The 17,524-nt window shown below is 54.7% G+C and carries 16 protein-coding genes; 6 read left to right on the top strand and 10 right to left on the bottom strand.

The window, feature by feature from the left end:
• Positions 1–117: 117 nt before the first annotated feature.
• Positions 118–714 carry a short chain dehydrogenase gene (locus tag WH277_RS09255; RefSeq protein WP_339505357.1) on the bottom strand — a complete coding sequence of 199 codons (597 nt, stop codon included), beginning with the start codon at positions 712–714 and terminating at the stop codon, positions 118–120.
• Positions 715–818: 104 nt separating this feature from the next.
• On the opposite strand from WH277_RS09255, the gene WH277_RS09250 reads away from it, so the two are divergent.
• Positions 819–1,712 (top strand): LysR family transcriptional regulator, encoded by an 894-nt coding sequence (locus WH277_RS09250; RefSeq protein WP_133844567.1) that lies wholly within the window; start codon positions 819–821, stop codon positions 1,710–1,712.
• Between the two features lie 53 nt (positions 1,713–1,765).
• The gene (locus tag WH277_RS09245; RefSeq protein WP_133844569.1) at positions 1,766–2,008 is read left to right on the top strand and encodes a DUF1158 family protein; all 243 of its coding nucleotides are present in this window, start codon (positions 1,766–1,768) and stop codon (positions 2,006–2,008) included.
• Between the two features lie 48 nt (positions 2,009–2,056).
• Here WH277_RS09245 and WH277_RS09240 read toward each other — a convergent pair whose 3' ends face one another.
• From WH277_RS09240 to WH277_RS09220, 5 genes are all read right to left on the bottom strand, one after another.
• Entirely contained in the window at positions 2,057–2,632 is a 576-nt protein-coding gene (locus WH277_RS09240) for a hypothetical protein (protein WP_339505355.1), read from the bottom strand.
• Entirely contained in the window at positions 2,616–3,077 is a 462-nt protein-coding gene (locus WH277_RS09235; protein WP_339505353.1) for a hypothetical protein, read from the bottom strand. The genes WH277_RS09240 and WH277_RS09235 overlap by 17 nt, the downstream gene beginning before the upstream one ends.
• 342 nt (positions 3,078–3,419) lie before the next feature.
• Positions 3,420–6,095, bottom strand: coding sequence for a magnesium-translocating P-type ATPase (gene mgtA / locus WH277_RS09230; protein ID WP_238337123.1), 2,676 nt, complete (start codon positions 6,093–6,095; stop codon positions 3,420–3,422).
• A 196-nt stretch (positions 6,096–6,291) separates the two neighbouring features.
• A complete protein-coding gene (locus tag WH277_RS09225; protein WP_133844575.1) occupies positions 6,292–6,990 on the bottom strand; it encodes an MgtC family protein in 699 nt (232 codons plus the stop codon).
• Between the two features lie 323 nt (positions 6,991–7,313).
• On the bottom strand, positions 7,314–7,625 hold the full coding sequence (locus WH277_RS09220) for a hypothetical protein (RefSeq protein ID WP_339505351.1): 312 nt from the start codon (positions 7,623–7,625) through the stop codon (positions 7,314–7,316).
• A 72-nt stretch (positions 7,626–7,697) separates the two neighbouring features.
• Here WH277_RS09220 and WH277_RS09215 point away from each other — a divergent pair, with 72 nt between their 5' ends.
• Positions 7,698–9,026 carry an MFS transporter gene (locus tag WH277_RS09215; protein WP_133844578.1) on the top strand — a complete coding sequence of 443 codons (1,329 nt, stop codon included), beginning with the start codon at positions 7,698–7,700 and terminating at the stop codon, positions 9,024–9,026.
• 240 nt (positions 9,027–9,266) lie between these two features.
• Here the strand turns inward: WH277_RS09215 and WH277_RS09210 are convergent, their stop codons facing one another.
• Entirely contained in the window at positions 9,267–11,327 is a 2,061-nt protein-coding gene (locus WH277_RS09210; RefSeq protein WP_339505349.1) for an AsmA family protein, read from the bottom strand.
• A 63-nt stretch (positions 11,328–11,390) separates the two neighbouring features.
• Complete coding sequence (gene pdeH, locus WH277_RS09205) at positions 11,391–12,164, bottom strand: cyclic-guanylate-specific phosphodiesterase (RefSeq protein WP_133844583.1); 774 nt, start codon at positions 12,162–12,164, stop codon at positions 11,391–11,393.
• A gap of 285 nt (positions 12,165–12,449) precedes the next feature.
• Here pdeH and WH277_RS09200 point away from each other — a divergent pair, with 285 nt between their 5' ends.
• Positions 12,450–13,388, top strand: a complete 939-nt coding sequence (locus WH277_RS09200; protein ID WP_339505348.1) for a sugar kinase — start codon at positions 12,450–12,452, stop codon at positions 13,386–13,388.
• Here WH277_RS09200 and WH277_RS09195 read toward each other — a convergent pair.
• Positions 13,354–14,634, bottom strand: a complete 1,281-nt coding sequence (locus WH277_RS09195; RefSeq protein ID WP_339505347.1) for an alginate lyase family protein — start codon at positions 14,632–14,634, stop codon at positions 13,354–13,356. The genes WH277_RS09200 and WH277_RS09195 overlap by 35 nt on opposite strands.
• Before the next feature lie 127 nt (positions 14,635–14,761).
• Between WH277_RS09195 and WH277_RS09190 the strand changes: the two genes are divergently transcribed.
• Together WH277_RS09190 and WH277_RS09185 are read left to right on the top strand one after the other, a co-directional pair.
• Complete coding sequence (locus WH277_RS09190; protein WP_159338354.1) at positions 14,762–14,920, top strand: hypothetical protein; 159 nt, start codon at positions 14,762–14,764, stop codon at positions 14,918–14,920.
• Between the two features lie 123 nt (positions 14,921–15,043).
• Positions 15,044–15,919, top strand: a complete 876-nt coding sequence (locus WH277_RS09185) for an alpha/beta hydrolase (RefSeq protein ID WP_339505346.1) — start codon at positions 15,044–15,046, stop codon at positions 15,917–15,919.
• 47 nt (positions 15,920–15,966) lie between these two features.
• Here the strand turns inward: WH277_RS09185 and WH277_RS09180 are convergent, their stop codons facing one another.
• Positions 15,967–17,448: a M16 family metallopeptidase gene (locus tag WH277_RS09180; RefSeq protein WP_133844592.1), complete on the bottom strand. Its 1,482-nt coding sequence runs from the start codon at positions 17,446–17,448 to the stop codon at positions 15,967–15,969.
• Positions 17,449–17,524 lie beyond the last annotated feature (76 nt).

Below are 17,524 nucleotides of genomic sequence, written 5' to 3'. Positions count from 1 at the left end.
GAATAATTGGCGCTGGATCAAGGCGGTAAATAAATGCATCCCGATGAGCTGACTTAAGTCAGTGACTCGGGTAAGTGCATGCAACCAACGCAGAGCCAGCGTCAAGTATGACGGACATTACCAGACGCGGAAAACACGTCCGGTATCGATTCCCTCTACACTACGGCGATAGGCCAGTGCCACACGGCTTGCCGCTGCGCTTTCAAAACCGGGGAAGAACGGGCCGTAGCTTTCCAGCGATTCGGTTAAGACCGTTGGGCTGACGGCGTTAATGCGCAACCCGTTCAGTTCATTGGCCGCCGCCAGTACAAAGCCTTCCAGCGCGGCATTGACGGCGGTGGCATTGACCCCAGTGCGGATCGGCTGCTGGGCCAGAATCCCCGTTGTCAGCGTGAAGGAACCGCCGGGATTGACGAATGCCTGGCCGATCAGCACCAGCCGCACCTGCCCCATCAGCTTGTCCTGTAGCCCGCTGTTAAACTGTTCACTGCTCATGTCAGCCAGCGGGCCAAAGTGGACACCGCCTGCCGCTGAGATCACCGCATCTACCTTACCCGTTTGGGCAAACAGCGCTTTGACACTCTCCTCACGTGTAAGATCGACTTGAAAATCGCCCCGGGTTTTCCCCACGCGAATGACCTGATGGTCGTGCCCCAACTCCTGCACAATGCCCTGACCCACCGTACCTGATGCGCCAATCACTAAAATTTTCATGTTGTGTCTCCTGCCTGATGAATGAGTCCGGTCAGTGTGACGCAGTGCAGTTGCGGGATAAATGCGCGATACTTTCGGGAACTCCAAACCCAGAGTTTGCAATCATGGATAAATTACGCAGCATTGAAGCCTTTATCTGCGCTGTTGAGAGCGGCAACTTCAGCGAAGCCGCGCGGCGGCTGGATATCACCGCCGTGATGGTCGGTAAACATGTTCGCCAGTTGGAAACCGCGCTGAATACCCGCCTGTTGCAGCGAAACACCCGACGCCAGCATCTGACAGAAGCCGGAGAACGTTACTACCAGCAGTGCAAACAGGCACTGGTCCTGCTCAGGGAAGCGGATGAAAGCGTGGAAAATATGAAGCAGACGCCGTCCGGCTTGCTGCGTATCAGCGCCCCGCTCAATCTGGGGGCCAGCGCTATCGCGACCGTCGTCACCGGCTATCAGTTACGTTATCCACAGGTGAAGATCGCGCTGGATCTCAACGACCGCTTTGTCGATCTGATTGCCGAAGGGTTTGATTTTGCCATCCGTATCGGGGGGCTGAAGCATAATGAACCGCTGGTTGCCCAGTTTCTTGGAGAGTATCAGATGGTGGTGTGCGCAGCGCCGGACTATCTGGCACAACACGGCACGCCACAAACGCCCGGGGATCTGCATCGGCACCGCTGCCTCGCCAATATGGCATGGAATAAGAATAACGCCTGGCAGTGGGGCGATGTCACCTGGCCTTTCGACAACAGCTTTACCTGTAACGATGGTCAGGCGCTGCGTCAGGCGGCGCTGGCCGGTGCCGGGCTGATACTGCAACCGCGTATTCTGCTGGCGCAGGATATTGCTGCGGGTCGGCTGGTGCCATTGCTGCAACAGTGGCAACCGGCCAGTCGCCCGATTAATCTGCTGTGGCGCCAGGACCTCAGCCCGTCGGAAAAACGTAGCAGCTTTGTGCGCTGGATGCGTGAGCAAGTGCCCGCAGCCCTGGTGGTTAATGATTGAAGACGGTCTGGGATTAACAGAAAATAGCCGCAACTGACTAACACGGAATTGTGATGAAAAACCCGTTTGAAACTTTCCTGATGCCAATGAGCGCCCTGCTGCTCGGCTTCCTCTCTGCGCTGCTGCTGCCTGCGCCTTCATTCGGTCTGACGCTGGCACGCAGGCTGGTAGAGATGTTCCACCTGGCAGATATCGGCCAGCTGTATACGCTGGTGTTCTGCCTGTGGTTCCTGCTGCTGGGCGTGATTGAGTTTTACATCATCCGCTTTATTTACGTGCGGTTTATTCGCCCGTAAAAAAAATGGGCCGACCTTCTGTTTCGGTCGGCCCGTTCAACAAAAGAACTATGGAAAGAACTCATGTAACATTTTCTCTTTTCCCAGCGTAAAGACCAAGAAATCAGATTCTTTAAACTTATTTTCTTTAATTAGTTCGTGTCTTAACGCTTCAAATCTTTTGTCATCCATAAAAAACAGGGCACTGATATAGTCTGAATCAATAGCATTGTTTTCTTCAGACAGAGCAATAACTTTTTTATAGCACCCCTCGTCTCTTTTCTCTAGCCGTTCCTGCAACATACACTGAGTGAGTAAGTTAGTCCGCATGAGGTTTTTCTTGTTCATCGCACGGAGATATTTCAACCCTTCTTCATAATGTTTTTCTGCAATCAGATTATTGATATACATATTTCTGATGGTGATATTTCCTGGGTTTTCATCCATTAATTCTTTAAAAGAAGAGAAGATTTTATTCTTCTCTTCTTCATCTGAAAAAATCATTTTTTTCGTGAGTTCAACGGCTTCTTGGGTGGGTTCATCTCTGGATAAAGAACCATCCTTCGCTGATGCACAAGAGCAAAGAAAGACCATCACAAAGATAAATAAAACAAAAAAAACCGAAGAGTCAATTTTGCTTTTCATAAGAATCCATATTGAATTTATTTAATGAAATACGTTGAGTCATGTCTAAGGGAAAAGGCCTTACTGTTCCTGTATAACCCGTATCTAAAACATATCCCGCCTGTACTTCTAAAATTGGATGTATGTTTTTCTTATATGGAATTATAAAAATCGAACTACCGATAAGTATTTCATCTAAACCGAGGGAAAATGATTTACCTTTGGTATCAAGTATATATTTATTATGATTAACATTATTTTTTACTGTACACCAGGGTATGACTTTCCCTGACCCGTATGCTTTAGCAGCGTTGCATATCATCGAAGCAGATAGTTGTAACTTTTTGCCTTCTTTTACATTATCTTCGGCGACATGAAGGGATAATGTAAAAGATGCATTCAGGGATCCGACACCTTCAGCACGCAAATCTGCAAATTGAGTAAAACGAAATGATTTTATCGGCATTATATCCCTCTTGTTTTTCATCTTCCATATGAGGACTCAGGTTGATTTCTTTTTATTCAGTCGTCAAGTTCAGTCCATTGTATTAATGAAAAATGGATAAAACCCGAGGTGCCGGTACAAATCATCGGAACGGGGCGACCGGAAAAATGGTCTTCATTACGGTGGGTGCAAACTATCGGTTCGCGGCCACCTGGATTCTGTAGGGGCGGACCTTCTCTTTCGGTCCGCCCGTTTTATTTATCCGCTAAATATCATCGCAATACTGCTGGAAAAAATCAGCAATCCAACGAAAAACAGCACGATAGCCGTAACGGCATTCGAATTTTTCATGATCTCTTCTCCTCAGAACCACTGACCGAAACGGCGCATATAAAGACGTTTCATGCCCTGCGTCACCAGGCAGTAGCCCAGCAGTGTCGCCAGCAGCCACGGGAAGTAATTCCACGGCAATGGCACCAGCCCCACCGCATGGCCCAGCGGTGAGAAGGGAATCAAAATACCCAGCGCCATAACCAGCCCGGTCATCAGCATCACCGGCAACGCGGCGCGGCTCTGAATAAACGGAATTTTCTGCGTGCGCAGCATATGCACCACCAGCGTCTGCGACAGCAACCCTTCAACAAACCAGCCAGACTGGAACAGCGCCTGCGCCTCAACGCTGTTCGCGGCAAAGACATGCCACATCAGCCAGAAGGTGGTGATATCGAAGATCGATGAAGTGGGCCCCATCCACAGCATAAAGCGACCGATATTCTTCGCATCCCACTGACGCGGTTTACGCAGAAACTCCTTGTCCATCTTGTCCCACGGCAGCGCCAGCTGGGACAGGTCATACATCAGGTTCTGCAAGAGCAGATGAATCGCCATCATCGGCAGAAACGGAATAAAGGCGCTGGCCACCAGCACGGAGAACACGTTGCCGAAGTTGGAGCTGGCGGTCATATTCAGGTACTTGATGATGTTGCCAAACGTCTCGCGGCCTTTGATCACCCCCTGTTCCAGCACCAGCAGGCTTTTCTCCAGAAGAATGATGTCTGCTGACTCCTTGGCGATGTCAGTTGCACTGTCGACGGAAATCCCGACATCCGCCGCGCGCAGCGCCGGGGCATCGTTAATCCCATCACCGAGGAAACCCACGGTGTGCCCGTTACCTTGCAGCGCCTGCAACACGCGCGTTTTCTGCTGCGGGCTGAGACGGCAGAACAGGGTTCTCTGCTCTACCAGACGTGCCAGCTCAGCATCACTGATACGCGCAAGCTCACTGCCGCACAGCGGCTCCCCCGGCTCCAGCCCCACGTCCCGGCAAATTTTGCTGGTGATCACTGCGTTATCCCCGGTCAGTACTTTGACCGTCACACCCTGTTCATGCAGTGCGGCTATCGCGGCAGCCGCACTCTCTTTCGGCGGGTCGAGGAACGTCAGCAGGCCAGTAATGACCAGTTCACGTTCATCGGCGGCGCTGAGCTGAGTGATTAGCGAGTGCTCACTTATCTGGCGAGTTGCCACCACCAGCACACGGAAGCCCTGCTGGTTATAGTCCGCTGCTAACTGCCGAATCTGACGGCATGTTGCTTCATCCAGTGGACGCACTTCTCCTTCATCCTGCCACCAGGCTGACACCGCCAGCATCTCCTCCACCGCCCCTTTACAAATCAGGGTCTGCTGGCCATCATCTGCGACCAGCACCGACAGGCGGCGGCGTTCAAAATCAAACGGCAGTTCATCGATTTTACGAAAGCGCCACAGCCCACTGACGGCAGCGTTACCCTGGCTGAACCCGAGTACTGCGCGGTCCATCAGATTTTTTACCCCGGTCTGATGACGGCTGTTAAGCCAGGCCAGTTGCAGTACGCCATCATCACTGTTGCCCCGCACATTGAGGTGCCCGGCGAGAATGATTTTGTCCTGGGTTAAGGTGCCGGTTTTATCACTGCATAACACATCCATCGCCCCCAGGTTCTGGATAGCATTCAGACGCTTCACTACCACTTTGCGTTTCGACAGGGCAATCGCCCCTTTCGCCAGATTGGAACTGACAATCATTGGCAGCATTTCTGGCGTCAGGCCAACGGCGACAGCCAGCGCAAACAGCAGCGCATCGCTCCAGTCGCCTTTGGTGTAGCCATTAATCAGCAAGACCACCGGGACCATCACCAGCATAAAACGGATAAGTAACCAACTGACACTGTTGACGCCACGGTCGAAGGAGGTTTGTGGGCGCTCACCGACCAGCGACTTCGCCAGGGAACCAAACCAGGTCTGATTGCCCGTTGCGACCACTACCGCCGTCGCACTGCCGCTGGCCACATTGGTACCCATCAGGCAGATACCGGGCTGGCTCAGCAAATCTTGCTCATCGGCCAGCGGGCTGGCGCGATGAAGATGACTGTGGCTGTCGTATTTCTCGATCGGCAACGCTTCACCGCTCAGCGCCGCCTGGCTGACAAACAGGTCGCGTGAGGAGAGCAGCCGCACGTCTGCCGGGATCATATCGCCTGCTGATAACAGCACGATGTCGCCTGGAACCACCTCCTGCAGCGGCACCTCAATGCTGACCGCTTCACTGTCGGCATGGCTGCGGCGCTGTACCGTAGCGGTGGTGCTGACCAGCGATTTCAGGGCTTCTGTGGCTTTATTGGTGCGATATTCCTGCCAGAAGCGCAGCAATCCACTGAGACTAATCATCACCAGCATAATGATGGCACCGGTCAAATCGGTCTCTTCTCCCCGGCGTAGTGGGAGGATGTAGTCGGTCAGCACGCTGATGGCCGCCAGCACCATCAGGATCCAGATAAACGGATTATTAAACGCCTGCAACAGCTGGGTCAGCGCTGCCGGGGCATTATCACTGGCGATTTGGTTGGCGCCGTACTGCTGTAAACGTGCCGCCGCCTCTTCACGGGTGAGGCCCTGGCGTTGGGTATTAAGACGAGCGAGGGTGTGATCCTGGCTCTGGGTGGCCGCGCTGGCGATCGCCAGGTCACGTGCCATTTTCAGGTTGCTCTGGTGCATTTTCATCATGCCATTCCTTGAACAAAGGTGTTTCACGCGCAGGCATAGCACGCCTGCACACGAGGATTTTTTATTGATTCAGGGGGGAGGCGACGGGCAGGATGAACAGCAGGCTGGAATTATTTCCGCACGCGCCTCCTGTTATCACACCACTGCCTCTCTCGGGACGGAGGTTCTTTCATCGTTATGCTCCTGTGTGGGGTTAAATCGCCTGGTCTGGCGCTATCCGCCAGTGCACCGCACTGACACTCTTTTCCAGACTGATGCGGCAGACAATACTTTCAATCTCCCGCTGCGCGGCGGGAAATGCCATCACGTCAGCGCTCACTTCCAGATGACCCGGGCGGGCGATATCCGCGCTGTACAGCGACTGCAGGCGCAGTGCCATTCCATTCAGCGCCTGCAGGATCAGCGTGCGCACCAGTATTTCATCTTCACTGCCGCACACAATCTGAATGCGGTAGCGCTGCTCCGGTTCATGCTCTGTCGCGCTGGGCCGGGTATTGATACGCTGGGCCGCTTCACGCAGCAGGATATTGGCGCATAGCAGCACCAGGGTTGCTGCGGTGGCATTGGCAAACTGCCCAAGACCGCACAGCACGCCCACTCCCGCAGAGCACCACAGCGTTGCTGCCGTGTTCAGCCCGGAGATGTTCATTCCCTGGCGCATAATGACGCCGGCACCTAAAAAACCGATACCGGAAACAATCTGTGCGGCGATACGCCCAGGGCTGTCCGGCGAGGTGCTGACCGAACTGAGAATAAAAATAGCCGCACCGGTGGCTACCAGCGCATTGGTACGCAGGCCAGCCATACGCTGTCGCCACTGGCGCTCGGCGCCAATAATCGCCCCCAGCGCTACCGCCAGGGTCAAATGCAGGATAAAAGGAGTCCATGTCATCTTTGTCGTTCTCATTGTCGTCTCACGACGGGAATTGAGATGCGCACAGGCGCACCGGTTGCACAGGAATTAACGCAGGCAGCCCGGAGGAAAAAGATGATGACGTTGTGGTGTGAAAACAAAAAAGCGCATACGCAATCCCAGTCCGGCCACAGGCTGGACATCTTAAAGTTCTTTATACGGGATGCTACTGCTCTGAGAAGAGAGGAAACATAGCCCGCCGATTAACGGCAGGCGCACAACGGAGTGGGCCTGCCTTTATAACGCGTGAGTTACAGGGTGACTGTCCAATTGTGTGCTCCTGAGAAGAAAGTGACGAGATTCTATTCCGCCGAAACCAGGTTGTAAACCGTGCTGATAGTTTCCTTTCTAAACCTTTTATCAACAATACTAAGAATCTCCTTATCTGCCAGGTCGCCACCTGAGGAGGCAGCCAGTTGAAAATCTCGATACCTGGTGATTAATTCGCCAAAGAACAGCATTAATGGCTGAGACATAACTTTAATTTGGCTATTTTGCAGTGATTCACGCCAGAAATAGTCGATTTCACCCTGCCATCCACCCGCAAATATCGCGGAATGAAAATTATCCTCTTTTCGCTGGATTAACCCGCCTTTTCGGTGCTTTTTCGTCATTGAATGCGGCTTTGCCTGTGCGTAAGATTCGTTGTTACGCCGTTTACATTCACATTCAAATAAGAAAAATTTATGCAAGCTTCCATCGCGCCATCCATCGACACCGATCCCAACGCCACGCCCGTCAACTCTCGCGGTAAAGTCGTTATTGCTTCACTGGTCGGCACTGCTATCGAATTCTTCGATTTCTATATTTATGCTACTGCCGCGGTAATCGTGTTCCCGCATATCTTCTTCCCACAGGGTGATGCCACCGTTGCCACGCTGCAGTCACTGGCCACCTTCGCCATTGCCTTTATCGCGCGCCCTATCGGTTCAGCGGTGTTTGGCCACTTTGGTGACCGTGTCGGGCGTAAAGTGACGCTGGTCGCCTCGCTGCTGACCATGGGAATTTCAACCGTGGCGATCGGCCTGCTGCCGAGCTATGAAACGATTGGCGTGTTTGCCCCCCTGCTGCTGGCGCTGGCACGTTTTGGTCAGGGTCTGGGACTGGGCGGCGAATGGGGCGGTGCTGCACTGCTGGCCACGGAAAACGCTCCGGCGAAAAAACGCGCCCTGTATGGCTCCTTCCCGCAGCTTGGCGCGCCGATTGGCTTTTTCTTTGCCAACGGCACCTTCCTGCTGCTCTCCTGGCTGCTGACCGACGAACAGTTTATGAGCTGGGGCTGGCGCGTGCCGTTTATCCTCTCAGCGGTATTAGTGCTGATCGGCCTGTATGTGCGCGTCTCATTGCATGAGTCACCGGTTTTCGCCAAAGTACAGAAAGAGAAGAAACAGGTGAAAGTGCCGATTGGCACCCTGTTCAGCAAGCATCTGGGTACCACCATTATTGGTACATTCATCATGCTGGCAACCTACACCCTGTTCTATATCATGACCGTCTACTCCATGACCTATGGCACCACGCCCGCGCCTAACGGACTGGGTATTCCACGTAATACTTTCCTGTGGATGCTGATGCTGGCGGTGATTGGTTTTGGCATCATGGTGCCGATTGCCGGGCTGCTGGCCGACCGCTTTGGTCGCCGCAGGACGATGATCGTCATTACCCTGATTATTATCGGCTTTTCGATGATCTTCCCCTCGATGCTGGGTTCCGGTAATCAGATGCTGATTATGGCTTTCCTGGTCTGTGGCCTGAGCATTATGGGGCTGACTTTCGGACCGATGGGCGCACTGTTACCGGAGCTGTTCCCGACCGAAGTCCGTTATACCGGAGCATCGTTCTCCTATAACCTGTCGTCGATTCTGGGTGCATCCATCGCGCCATATATTGCCACCTGGTTAGCGCACACTTACGGGCTGTTCTATGTCGGCGTTTACCTGGCGTCGATGGCCTGCCTGACGCTGATTGCGCTGATCCTGTGCAAAGAAACCCGTCACGAATCGTTATTTGATTGATATTGCCTGATGGCGGGTCGGGCATGCCCGACCCCTACAACGGATCCAGGGGCGAGGCATAGGCACAGACCGACCACATGCCTCGCCCGTATCGATGACCGTAGGGGCGAGGCATGGGTACAGACCGACCACATGCCTCGCCCGTATCGATGACTGTAGGGGCGAGGCATGCCTCGCCCGTGTCAATGATTGTAGCGGTGAGGTCTGCCTCGTCCTTATCAATATCCGCCCTGCACGACGTTATTTCCCACTTTTCATCTGCTGCAATACGCGGCTGCATTGATTATCGTCGTTGTCACTCGGTGAGATCAGCGCCAGCAGCGCCGCTGCCGGGGCCACCACGGCACCTAATGCCACCGCCGCCGCACCACGAGCAATCAGTGGCCCGGGTTTCACACCGGCATCGGGATTTTTAAAGGTGCCACGCACATACAGCGGTGAGCGCAGCGTGATAATCCTGATGCCTTTGCTGTCCGGGTTAATCGACAGATCCAGCCGTTCGTTAGCAAAATTGGTGGTGCCGGTAATATTGATAATCGCGTTTTCAGTATCGAAGACAAACAACCGTGACGAGGCCAGCCCGTTGTTCACCTGAAGATTGGCGGCCGCGCAGTTGATTTTCACTTCATCATCACCAAACAGCTTACCCACCACGTAGTTACCCACGTTCAGACCCACAATTTCCATCAGACTGCGGCTGATCAGGCCATCGTTCATCAGCAGCTTCAGGTCACCGTTGCTGGTTGCCAGCAAATCGGCCACTGAATTACCGCGCCCGCTCAGCGTCGCATCACCGTTCATCTGGCCAAGCGCACTCTGCATCGCTTCCACGCCCGGGAACAGCTGCCGCAGCTTCAGATTGCGGGCATGGAGATCCACGCGTCCCTGCATTGGCGATTTGTCGCCTTCCAGCCGGACGCTGGCATTCAGGTTTCCTCCCGCCATGCCGAAGCGCAGCGGGTCGAGGCGCAGATCGCCGTTTTTCAGGATCAGATGAGTGGAAAGATCGCTGATCGGCAATGAGCTGCTGTGCTCTATGCGCCGACCTTTGAATGTCACATCCGCATCCATCACATCCCAGTTTTTCGTGTCGAACTTATCATGCGGCAGCACGCGATCGGCGGGCTGCGTGGCGGCCTCTCCACGTTGTGCCTTGGCCTTTTCGGTCTTTTCACTGCCTTTACCGTAATTGACGCCAATCAGCGGGCCGAGATCGGCCATACGCAGCTGACGCGACTCCAGCGTCCCTTCCAGCTTAGGTCGGGGTTTGCTCTGACTGTAGGTCAGGGAACCATGAATATCGCTGTCGCCGATATGGCCGTTAAAGCCCTGATAGCGAAACACCGCACCGGCGGCCTGCTGGAAACGCGCCGTCAGATGGCCATCCGTTTCATACGGCGGCGTATCCGGCAGCAGAACGCCCGTCAACCCATAGAGGTTGGCCAGGGTATCACCGGAGAAACGCAGGCGAATATCTACCCCGCCGAGGTTCATCGGGTCCTGCACGGTCCCCGCCACCCGCACGCGCGTGGTGCCACTGCGGATATCAGCCTGAATCGGGAATGGCGTATTCTGGCTGCGTAACGACAGCATGCCGCCCATTTTGCCGTCACCGTTCAGTTTCTCGTTGTTGTACGTCCCGCTGACTCGCCAGCCGAAGACAAAATCTGCCGCCCCTTTTTGCTGGTCGTTGCCTCCTGCCAACTGGGCATAAGGCACCGGTTTACCCAGCGGATCGACGGTGATCTGCACATCCGCCTTATTGATCGCATCACGATAAGCGATGTTCCCCTGGTCAAAAACGATATTATCCAGACGGAACGACCATGCGGAAGGCGGCTGATTTTCCTGTTTTGAGTCACTGCCCGCGAGGTTAAACGTCCAGTTATTTTTGCGGTCGGCCGTTTGCACCAGCTTTGCGGTCGGTTGTTGCAGTTTGATCCACGGCAGATACACCTGCTTACTCAGCAGCGCCAGGGGTGAGAGAGTGGCGTCGATACGCGCCAGATGCAGCATGGTGACATCAGGAATGTCAGGAGGGTTACCCAGCATAATGTCCTGGGCATGGACGTGCGGCCAGGGCACCCAACGACGCCAGCCAGGTTCGCTGCGGTTGCGCTCCCACGCCACACCCAGATCGCCACGAATGGCAAACGGGCGGTTAATCTCGGCAGAAACTTTCTGGTTGATGGTGGGCTTCAGGCGATTCCAGTCGAAGGTGGCGATCACAATGACCATCACCACCACCAACAGCACAAAAATCCCGGCAATCCAGCTAATGACTTTCCCCGTACGCGACATTCGTCGTCTCCTTGATGGCTATCCGTCTCTGGTTAAAGATAGTCGAGACGACAGCACATGGGATCAGACGAGGTTCAGCGGCAATGCCTCAAGCTGTTCAAACGGCATAGGACGGGCAAAGAAATACCCCTGTGCAGCATAGGCAGGAGAGTTACGTACCTGCTCCCACTCTTCAGGTGTTTCTACCCCTTCAACAATCACCCCTTTGCAGTAGCGATTGATCAGGGCCAGCAGCATTCCAAACAGATTTCGGCCCTCTTCGCTTTCACGCAGCAGGATAAACAGCTCGCGTGCGAGCTTGATGTAGTCGTACTTCAGTTCGGTCAGCGCGGAGAAGTTCGCCATGCCGGAGCCGAAGTCATCCAGCCACAGCGGCCCCAGTTCAGGCATCTGCGCAACAATCACTTCCTGTGGCAACACATGGTGCTCGACCAGTTCAAAACGCACCCACGGGCAGCGTGCAATTAACTGACGAACGGTTCTGTTATGCTGGATTTCCAACAGCGTTGGCCCGTCGATATTGACGGAGGCGACGATGTTAGTACTGGCAAATTTTCTTTCCCATTTAGCCAGCAGCGTCAGCTGCTCGGCCACAATATGCAGGCGTTGAGGGATCTCAAGCGTTGCAAAATAAAGCTCCGGCGAAACTCTCTGGCTCGGCGCGGATGGGTGAAACACCGCTGTGAGCAACTCAATTGCCATCAGGCTACCGTCTACCCGGTAAATCGGCTGGAAGTTATAGGAACGCTGACACTGTTGCCAGTAAACAGGTTCTTTAAGCTGCTCTTGTTCGACGATTGCGTTCGGTAACCGGTGACTGAGGCTATTCAGCACCATTATTATGATCCTTTATTTGTGAGACCGCCTTCGTATGGCATCCCGTGTTGCAAGTATCGGCACTGTCCCTGAGAACTTTATCGACATACAGCCACGTTAGCCTTGCTAAGATTACCCATCTTTTGCCCTTTCAATCGCTAAAACAGGCGCTGTTTAGGGCGTTTTATCATCAGTTGGCCCGGACTAAACCCACGTCACAATAAAATTAAAACATCGTTTTAAATCATTGACTGTTGCCCCGCACGCAGCGAGACTGAACGCAGACTTTTCATTGAGCGAATGACCATGACGCAACAGAAACTGGCCGTGATCGGCGAATGTATGATTGAACTCTCCCAGCAGGGTCGCGATATGAGCCGGGGATTTGGTGGCGATACGCTGAATACCGCGGTGTACGTAGCTCGCCAGGTACCAGAGCAGGCGCTGCGGGTGGATTATGTGACCGCATTGGGTCAGGACAGCTTCAGCAGTGAGATGATCGCCGCCTGGCAAAGCGAGTCGCTACAGACCGGCCTGATCCAGCGCATGGAGAACAAACTGCCAGGCCTGTATGTGATTGAAACCGACCCGCAGGGTGAGCGTACGTTTTACTACTGGCGCAACGATGCTGCCGCGCGTTACTGGCTGGAAGGCGAGCGTGCAGAAGCGATCTGTCAGCAGCTGGCCCATTATGACTATCTCTATCTGAGCGGGATCAGCCTCGCGATCTTAAGCCCAGAGAGCCGGGAAACCCTCTACGCCCTGCTGGCCGCTTGCCGCAAAAACGGCGGCAAGATTATTTTAGATAATAACTACCGCCCACGCCTGTGGCAGAACCCGCAAGAGGCGCAGAGTGCCTATCAGGCAATCCTCGCCTGCACCGATATCGCGTTCCTGACGCTGGACGATGAAACCCTGCTGTGGGGCGAAGCCAGCGTAGCAGACGTGATTGCACGCACGCAGCAGGCGGGCGTCAGTGAGATTGTGATTAAACGCGGTGCCGATGCCTGCCTGGTAGCGAATGGCAGCGAGCCGCTGCTGGAGATCCCCGCGGTGCGTCTGCCGGCATCAGCGATAGTTGATACCACGGCAGCAGGGGACTCCTTCAGCGCTGGCTACCTCGCCGTACGTCTGACCGGCGGGAGCGCAACCGAAGCCGCACAGCGCGGCCACCTCACCGCCAGTACGGTGATCCAGCATCGCGGGGCGATTATTCCCCGTGAGCGGATGCCTGCGCCTCGCTAACGCGCGGCACGGCCAGCAGCCAGGTATCACGTAGCGCGGAGATCGTTGCCCCGCGCCCTTCTCCGCCATTGGGCAGATCCCAGTTAGCCTGACGGATCGCCGCCTGATAGCGATCGCTATTACGCTGATTATCGGCCTGCGACAGCAACGGGATCAGGCGCACGCCAATACGGTCAAGGCTGTGGTAGGGCCAGATTTTGTTGTTGCCGCTGTACGGTGCCATAAAATCCAGCGCTGTCAGCAGGCTGGCCTGCTGCGGGGTACGGTAATGCCACAGATCGCCGGTATGACTGTTCTGCGCCACCGTGGCCAGCGCGGTCAGTGCCTGCAAATTAAACCAGCTGTAGTGGAAAGATCGGGTGCGTGCCAGCTCTTTCGGCTGGCTGCCATCGGCAGCAATCTGGTGATTCATGCGTTTTTTTGCCTGCTCCAGCATGGGTGTGATCGCCTCAGGCCGTTGCAGATACCAGGCAATACCCGCCACCTGCACGTTGTACCAGCTACCGTGATTATTCTCCGCCTGCGCTTCCCCCTTACCCTGTTTGCTGGTCTGTAGCCAGTGCAGGTAATCACTCATCCACTGCTGCATCTGCTGTTCATCCTGCGCACGCCAGCCAGGCGCGGTGCGCAGCATCAGCAGGGAATCCACAATCCGCGTGGCAAAGTAACGTCCATCGAGCACGCCGGAGCGCCGCCCTTCCGCCTTGCCCGGTACGCTCTGGGCCCAGTTCAGGTTAGGGTTCATCCGCGTGGCAGGATCGAGAAACCAGTGGCGGATCAGGGCGATCGCGCGATCGGCATACCGTTCATCGCCGGAGAAATACCAGGCCAGCGTCAGGGTCTGTACCCGGGCGGTAAACGTCGCCAGCCGCACACCGTCGCTGTCATTGTTCTTAGTTGAAGGGTTGATTTTACCGTCACGGCGTACCCACGGCAGCCCATCCGGAGACGCGTCATCTGGCCACCAGTAGGCACTGAGGCTCAGGTAATCGTGTTTTGAACCGCTGGGAGGCGTAAGCCCTTTCTCTGCCACGCTCAGCAGTGGCGCAACCAGCGCCTTATCGGCCTCGTGCTGTAGCTGATGCCAGGCTTTCAGTGTCAGCGTGGGTGCCTGCTGCTGCTGCAACCGCGTTTTATTCAGCACCAGGTCATCCTGGTTGAGAAACGCATACTGCTGCGCAAACAGGGGCAAACTGACGAACATCCCCAGACATAAAATCAGGATATAACGCACACTGCGTTTCATCTTCACTCTCCGTTCAGATTCCGTCTGACAGCATAGTCTCTGACAGTAAAATATGCCGTTCTGATGAATCAATAATATTAAGTCAAATTATTACCGGGGAAAGTTCCTGAGCAAAGAACCATTATTAATGAGTAAAAACAGCAGCCGCATAAATAGTTTGTGTTTAGGTCAATATTTAAAAAAATCTAATGTAAAAGCCGCCCAGAGCAGCAATGACAGTGCATCAGGCCGGAAAAAAGAAAGAATTGAGTATATTCCGAAATTGATTACCGATGAGGTGAAATAGTAGACGGCGGAAAAATAAAGCGGCACAGTTTCTGTTCAATACGCCGTGATAAATATCACCTTCCTTTTTTCTACGGCTTCTATAATTTCTAATTATTGTTGCAGCAATAATATTGAGGCGCCTATGAACGCAGAAATTTTCAACCTCTGGCCACACGGCGATGCGCCAGGCGCCAGCGATTCACGGGCGCAGCCGCAGATTATTGATTTGGCCAAACCTTATGAGCCCTTCGACCGTGCTGCCAGCGGCGTCCGCTGTCCGGAGCTGGCAGTGTGGTACCCGGAACAGTCGAACGGCATCACGCTGCTGGTCGCCCCTGGCGGCGGTTACCAGCGCATCATGATCGATAAAGAGGGCAGCGCCCTGGCGATGTTCTTTACCTCTATGGGCTATACGCTGGCGGTCATGACCTATCGTCTGCCCGCAGATGGTCACCATGAAGGTGCTGATGCGCCACTGGCCGATGCCCAGCGCGCCGTCAGAGTGCTGCGTGAACGTGCGCTGCGTGGCCGCAATGGTGAGAAAATTGTCATGATGGGTTTCTCAGCCGGAGGGCATGTCGCCGCCAGTCTGGGAACGCGTTTCGGTGAAAAACTCTATCCGGTGCAGGATGCTGCTGATGCGCGCTCTCCGCGCCCCGATGCGCTGGTACTGATCTATCCGGTCATCAGTATGCGTGACGGGCTGGCTCATAGCGGGTCGCGTCTGCAACTGCTGGGTGAAAAACCAGGCCAGAAGGAAATTGACGCGTACTCAATGGAGAATCGCGTGAGCGATAACACACCGCAGACGCTGCTGATCCACGCCGTTGATGACGCGTCAGTCCCGGTGAATAACAGCATGGTGATGTTTAGCGCTTTGCGTGAACATCAGGTGCCGTGCGAGCTGCACTTCTATGAAAAAGGCGGCCACGGCTTTGGCATTCGCAACGTGGCCGACCTGCCGCTCGCCAGCTGGCCGATGCTGGTCAACGAATGGCTACGCGCGCGGAAATGGTGATATCACGGGCGGGCCAAAACAGCGGGTCCGCCCCGTGATCACACCTGTCACTGTGCCGGTGCGCTGCCGTCCGTTTGTGCCGCGTCCGCTGGGGCAGCCACTGGCGCTATCGGCGTCATAATTTTCTGCCAGCTTTCGAGCAACATCTTCACCTTGGTTTCAGGTTCGCCCTGCGGCTGCATCAGCACCATCGTCATATCCTGGGTTAACTGCTGACGTAGCTCCTGGTTGAGCTGGTCGAGGGTTAACTCTGACAGGAAAGTCTGACGCAGTTTCTGATACTGCTCAGGAGCGATATCCACCACTGCGTTCTGTTGAGAGCGAAGGCGCTGGCTCATCAGAACATCGGTATCGGTGCGTGCATAGGTGGCAAACAGCTTGGTCAGTTCACTTTTCTTCTGCGTCATCAACGCATCGAACTCCTGCTGAGTCAGCCCTTTATCACGCACGTTGACCATCTCTTTGGCGATCAGCTCCAGGTTGTTGTTCAGTGCCGCGTTGTCTGCGTCCATATTGATGGCACACTGGGCGCGCTGATACAGCACCCGGCAATCGAAGCCAACCTGCATTCCCTGGGTTTTGTTATCACTCAGGACTTTCTGCACATGCCAGAACAGCGCTTCACGCGCCAGATCGCTCTGCCAGTAGCGCAGCAGGTTTTGTGATTCGCGGATGGGCTGCCACGGCGTATCCCACACCAGCGACAGACGATCCTGGCTAATACCGTTGTTCACCAGATTCACCGGCTGCTGTGGCAACGGCGAAAGCGTTGGCATCGCGGAAGGCTGATCGCGCTTGCCCTCCAGCGGGGAGAACACTTTATTGATTTGCTCGGCCAGACTGCGGCTGTCTACGTTACCCACCACAAACAGCGTCATGGCATCGGGCGTGTACCACTGCTTATAGAATGCATAGAGCTGCGCCATATCGACCGGGGTTTTTACCGCGGCGGCCGGGTCATGCGCCAGCATCGAAGAGCCTTTCAGGCGGTAACGCCACCAGACATCCTGCGGATTACCCGGCCAGGTGGCAATCGGGTCATCAGCATTGATGGCGGTGTTCACCACCTGATCGTTAATCGTCATTTTACCTGCGGTTGCAGCCAGCCAGGTCAGGGCTTCTTTCAGCATTTCCGGGCGGTTATTCGGCAGGCTCAGATTGTAAAGCGTGTAATCGTATGAGGTGATGGCTGGCGGTTGGGGGTGCTGCGGATCAATACTTTGCTGCCACAGTGAGCGCTGCTGCGCCGGATCCAGCGTGGCATTATGCACCAGCGCCAGACGGGGTAACAAATGACTGTAGCCAGCCTGCTGGGCGCTTTCTACCAGCGAGCCCGTGTTAACTAACAGGCGAATTTCAACGCGGTCACTTGGACGCTGCGGGGTGGTGAGCAACTGCCAGCTAAAACCGTTCTCCAGTTTGCCCTGCTGCCAGGCAGGATCGGGTTGGAGTGTTTCAGCCTGTACAGTGCTACTGGCCACTGCCAGTAAGATTCCACCAATCAATAAACGAATTCTGGTGCCCTGCATGTGAACCCCTACTCAATCACAAACCAAATAATTATCACTGGCGGTCTACGGCCTGATTCTGTCACGGTGACAGATG

It is taken from the genome of Erwinia sp. MYb416, from assembly GCF_037479575.1.
Classification (GTDB): Bacteria; Pseudomonadota; Gammaproteobacteria; order Enterobacterales; family Enterobacteriaceae; genus Erwinia; species Erwinia rhapontici.
This window is presented reverse-complemented; position numbering and strand designations above follow the sequence as displayed.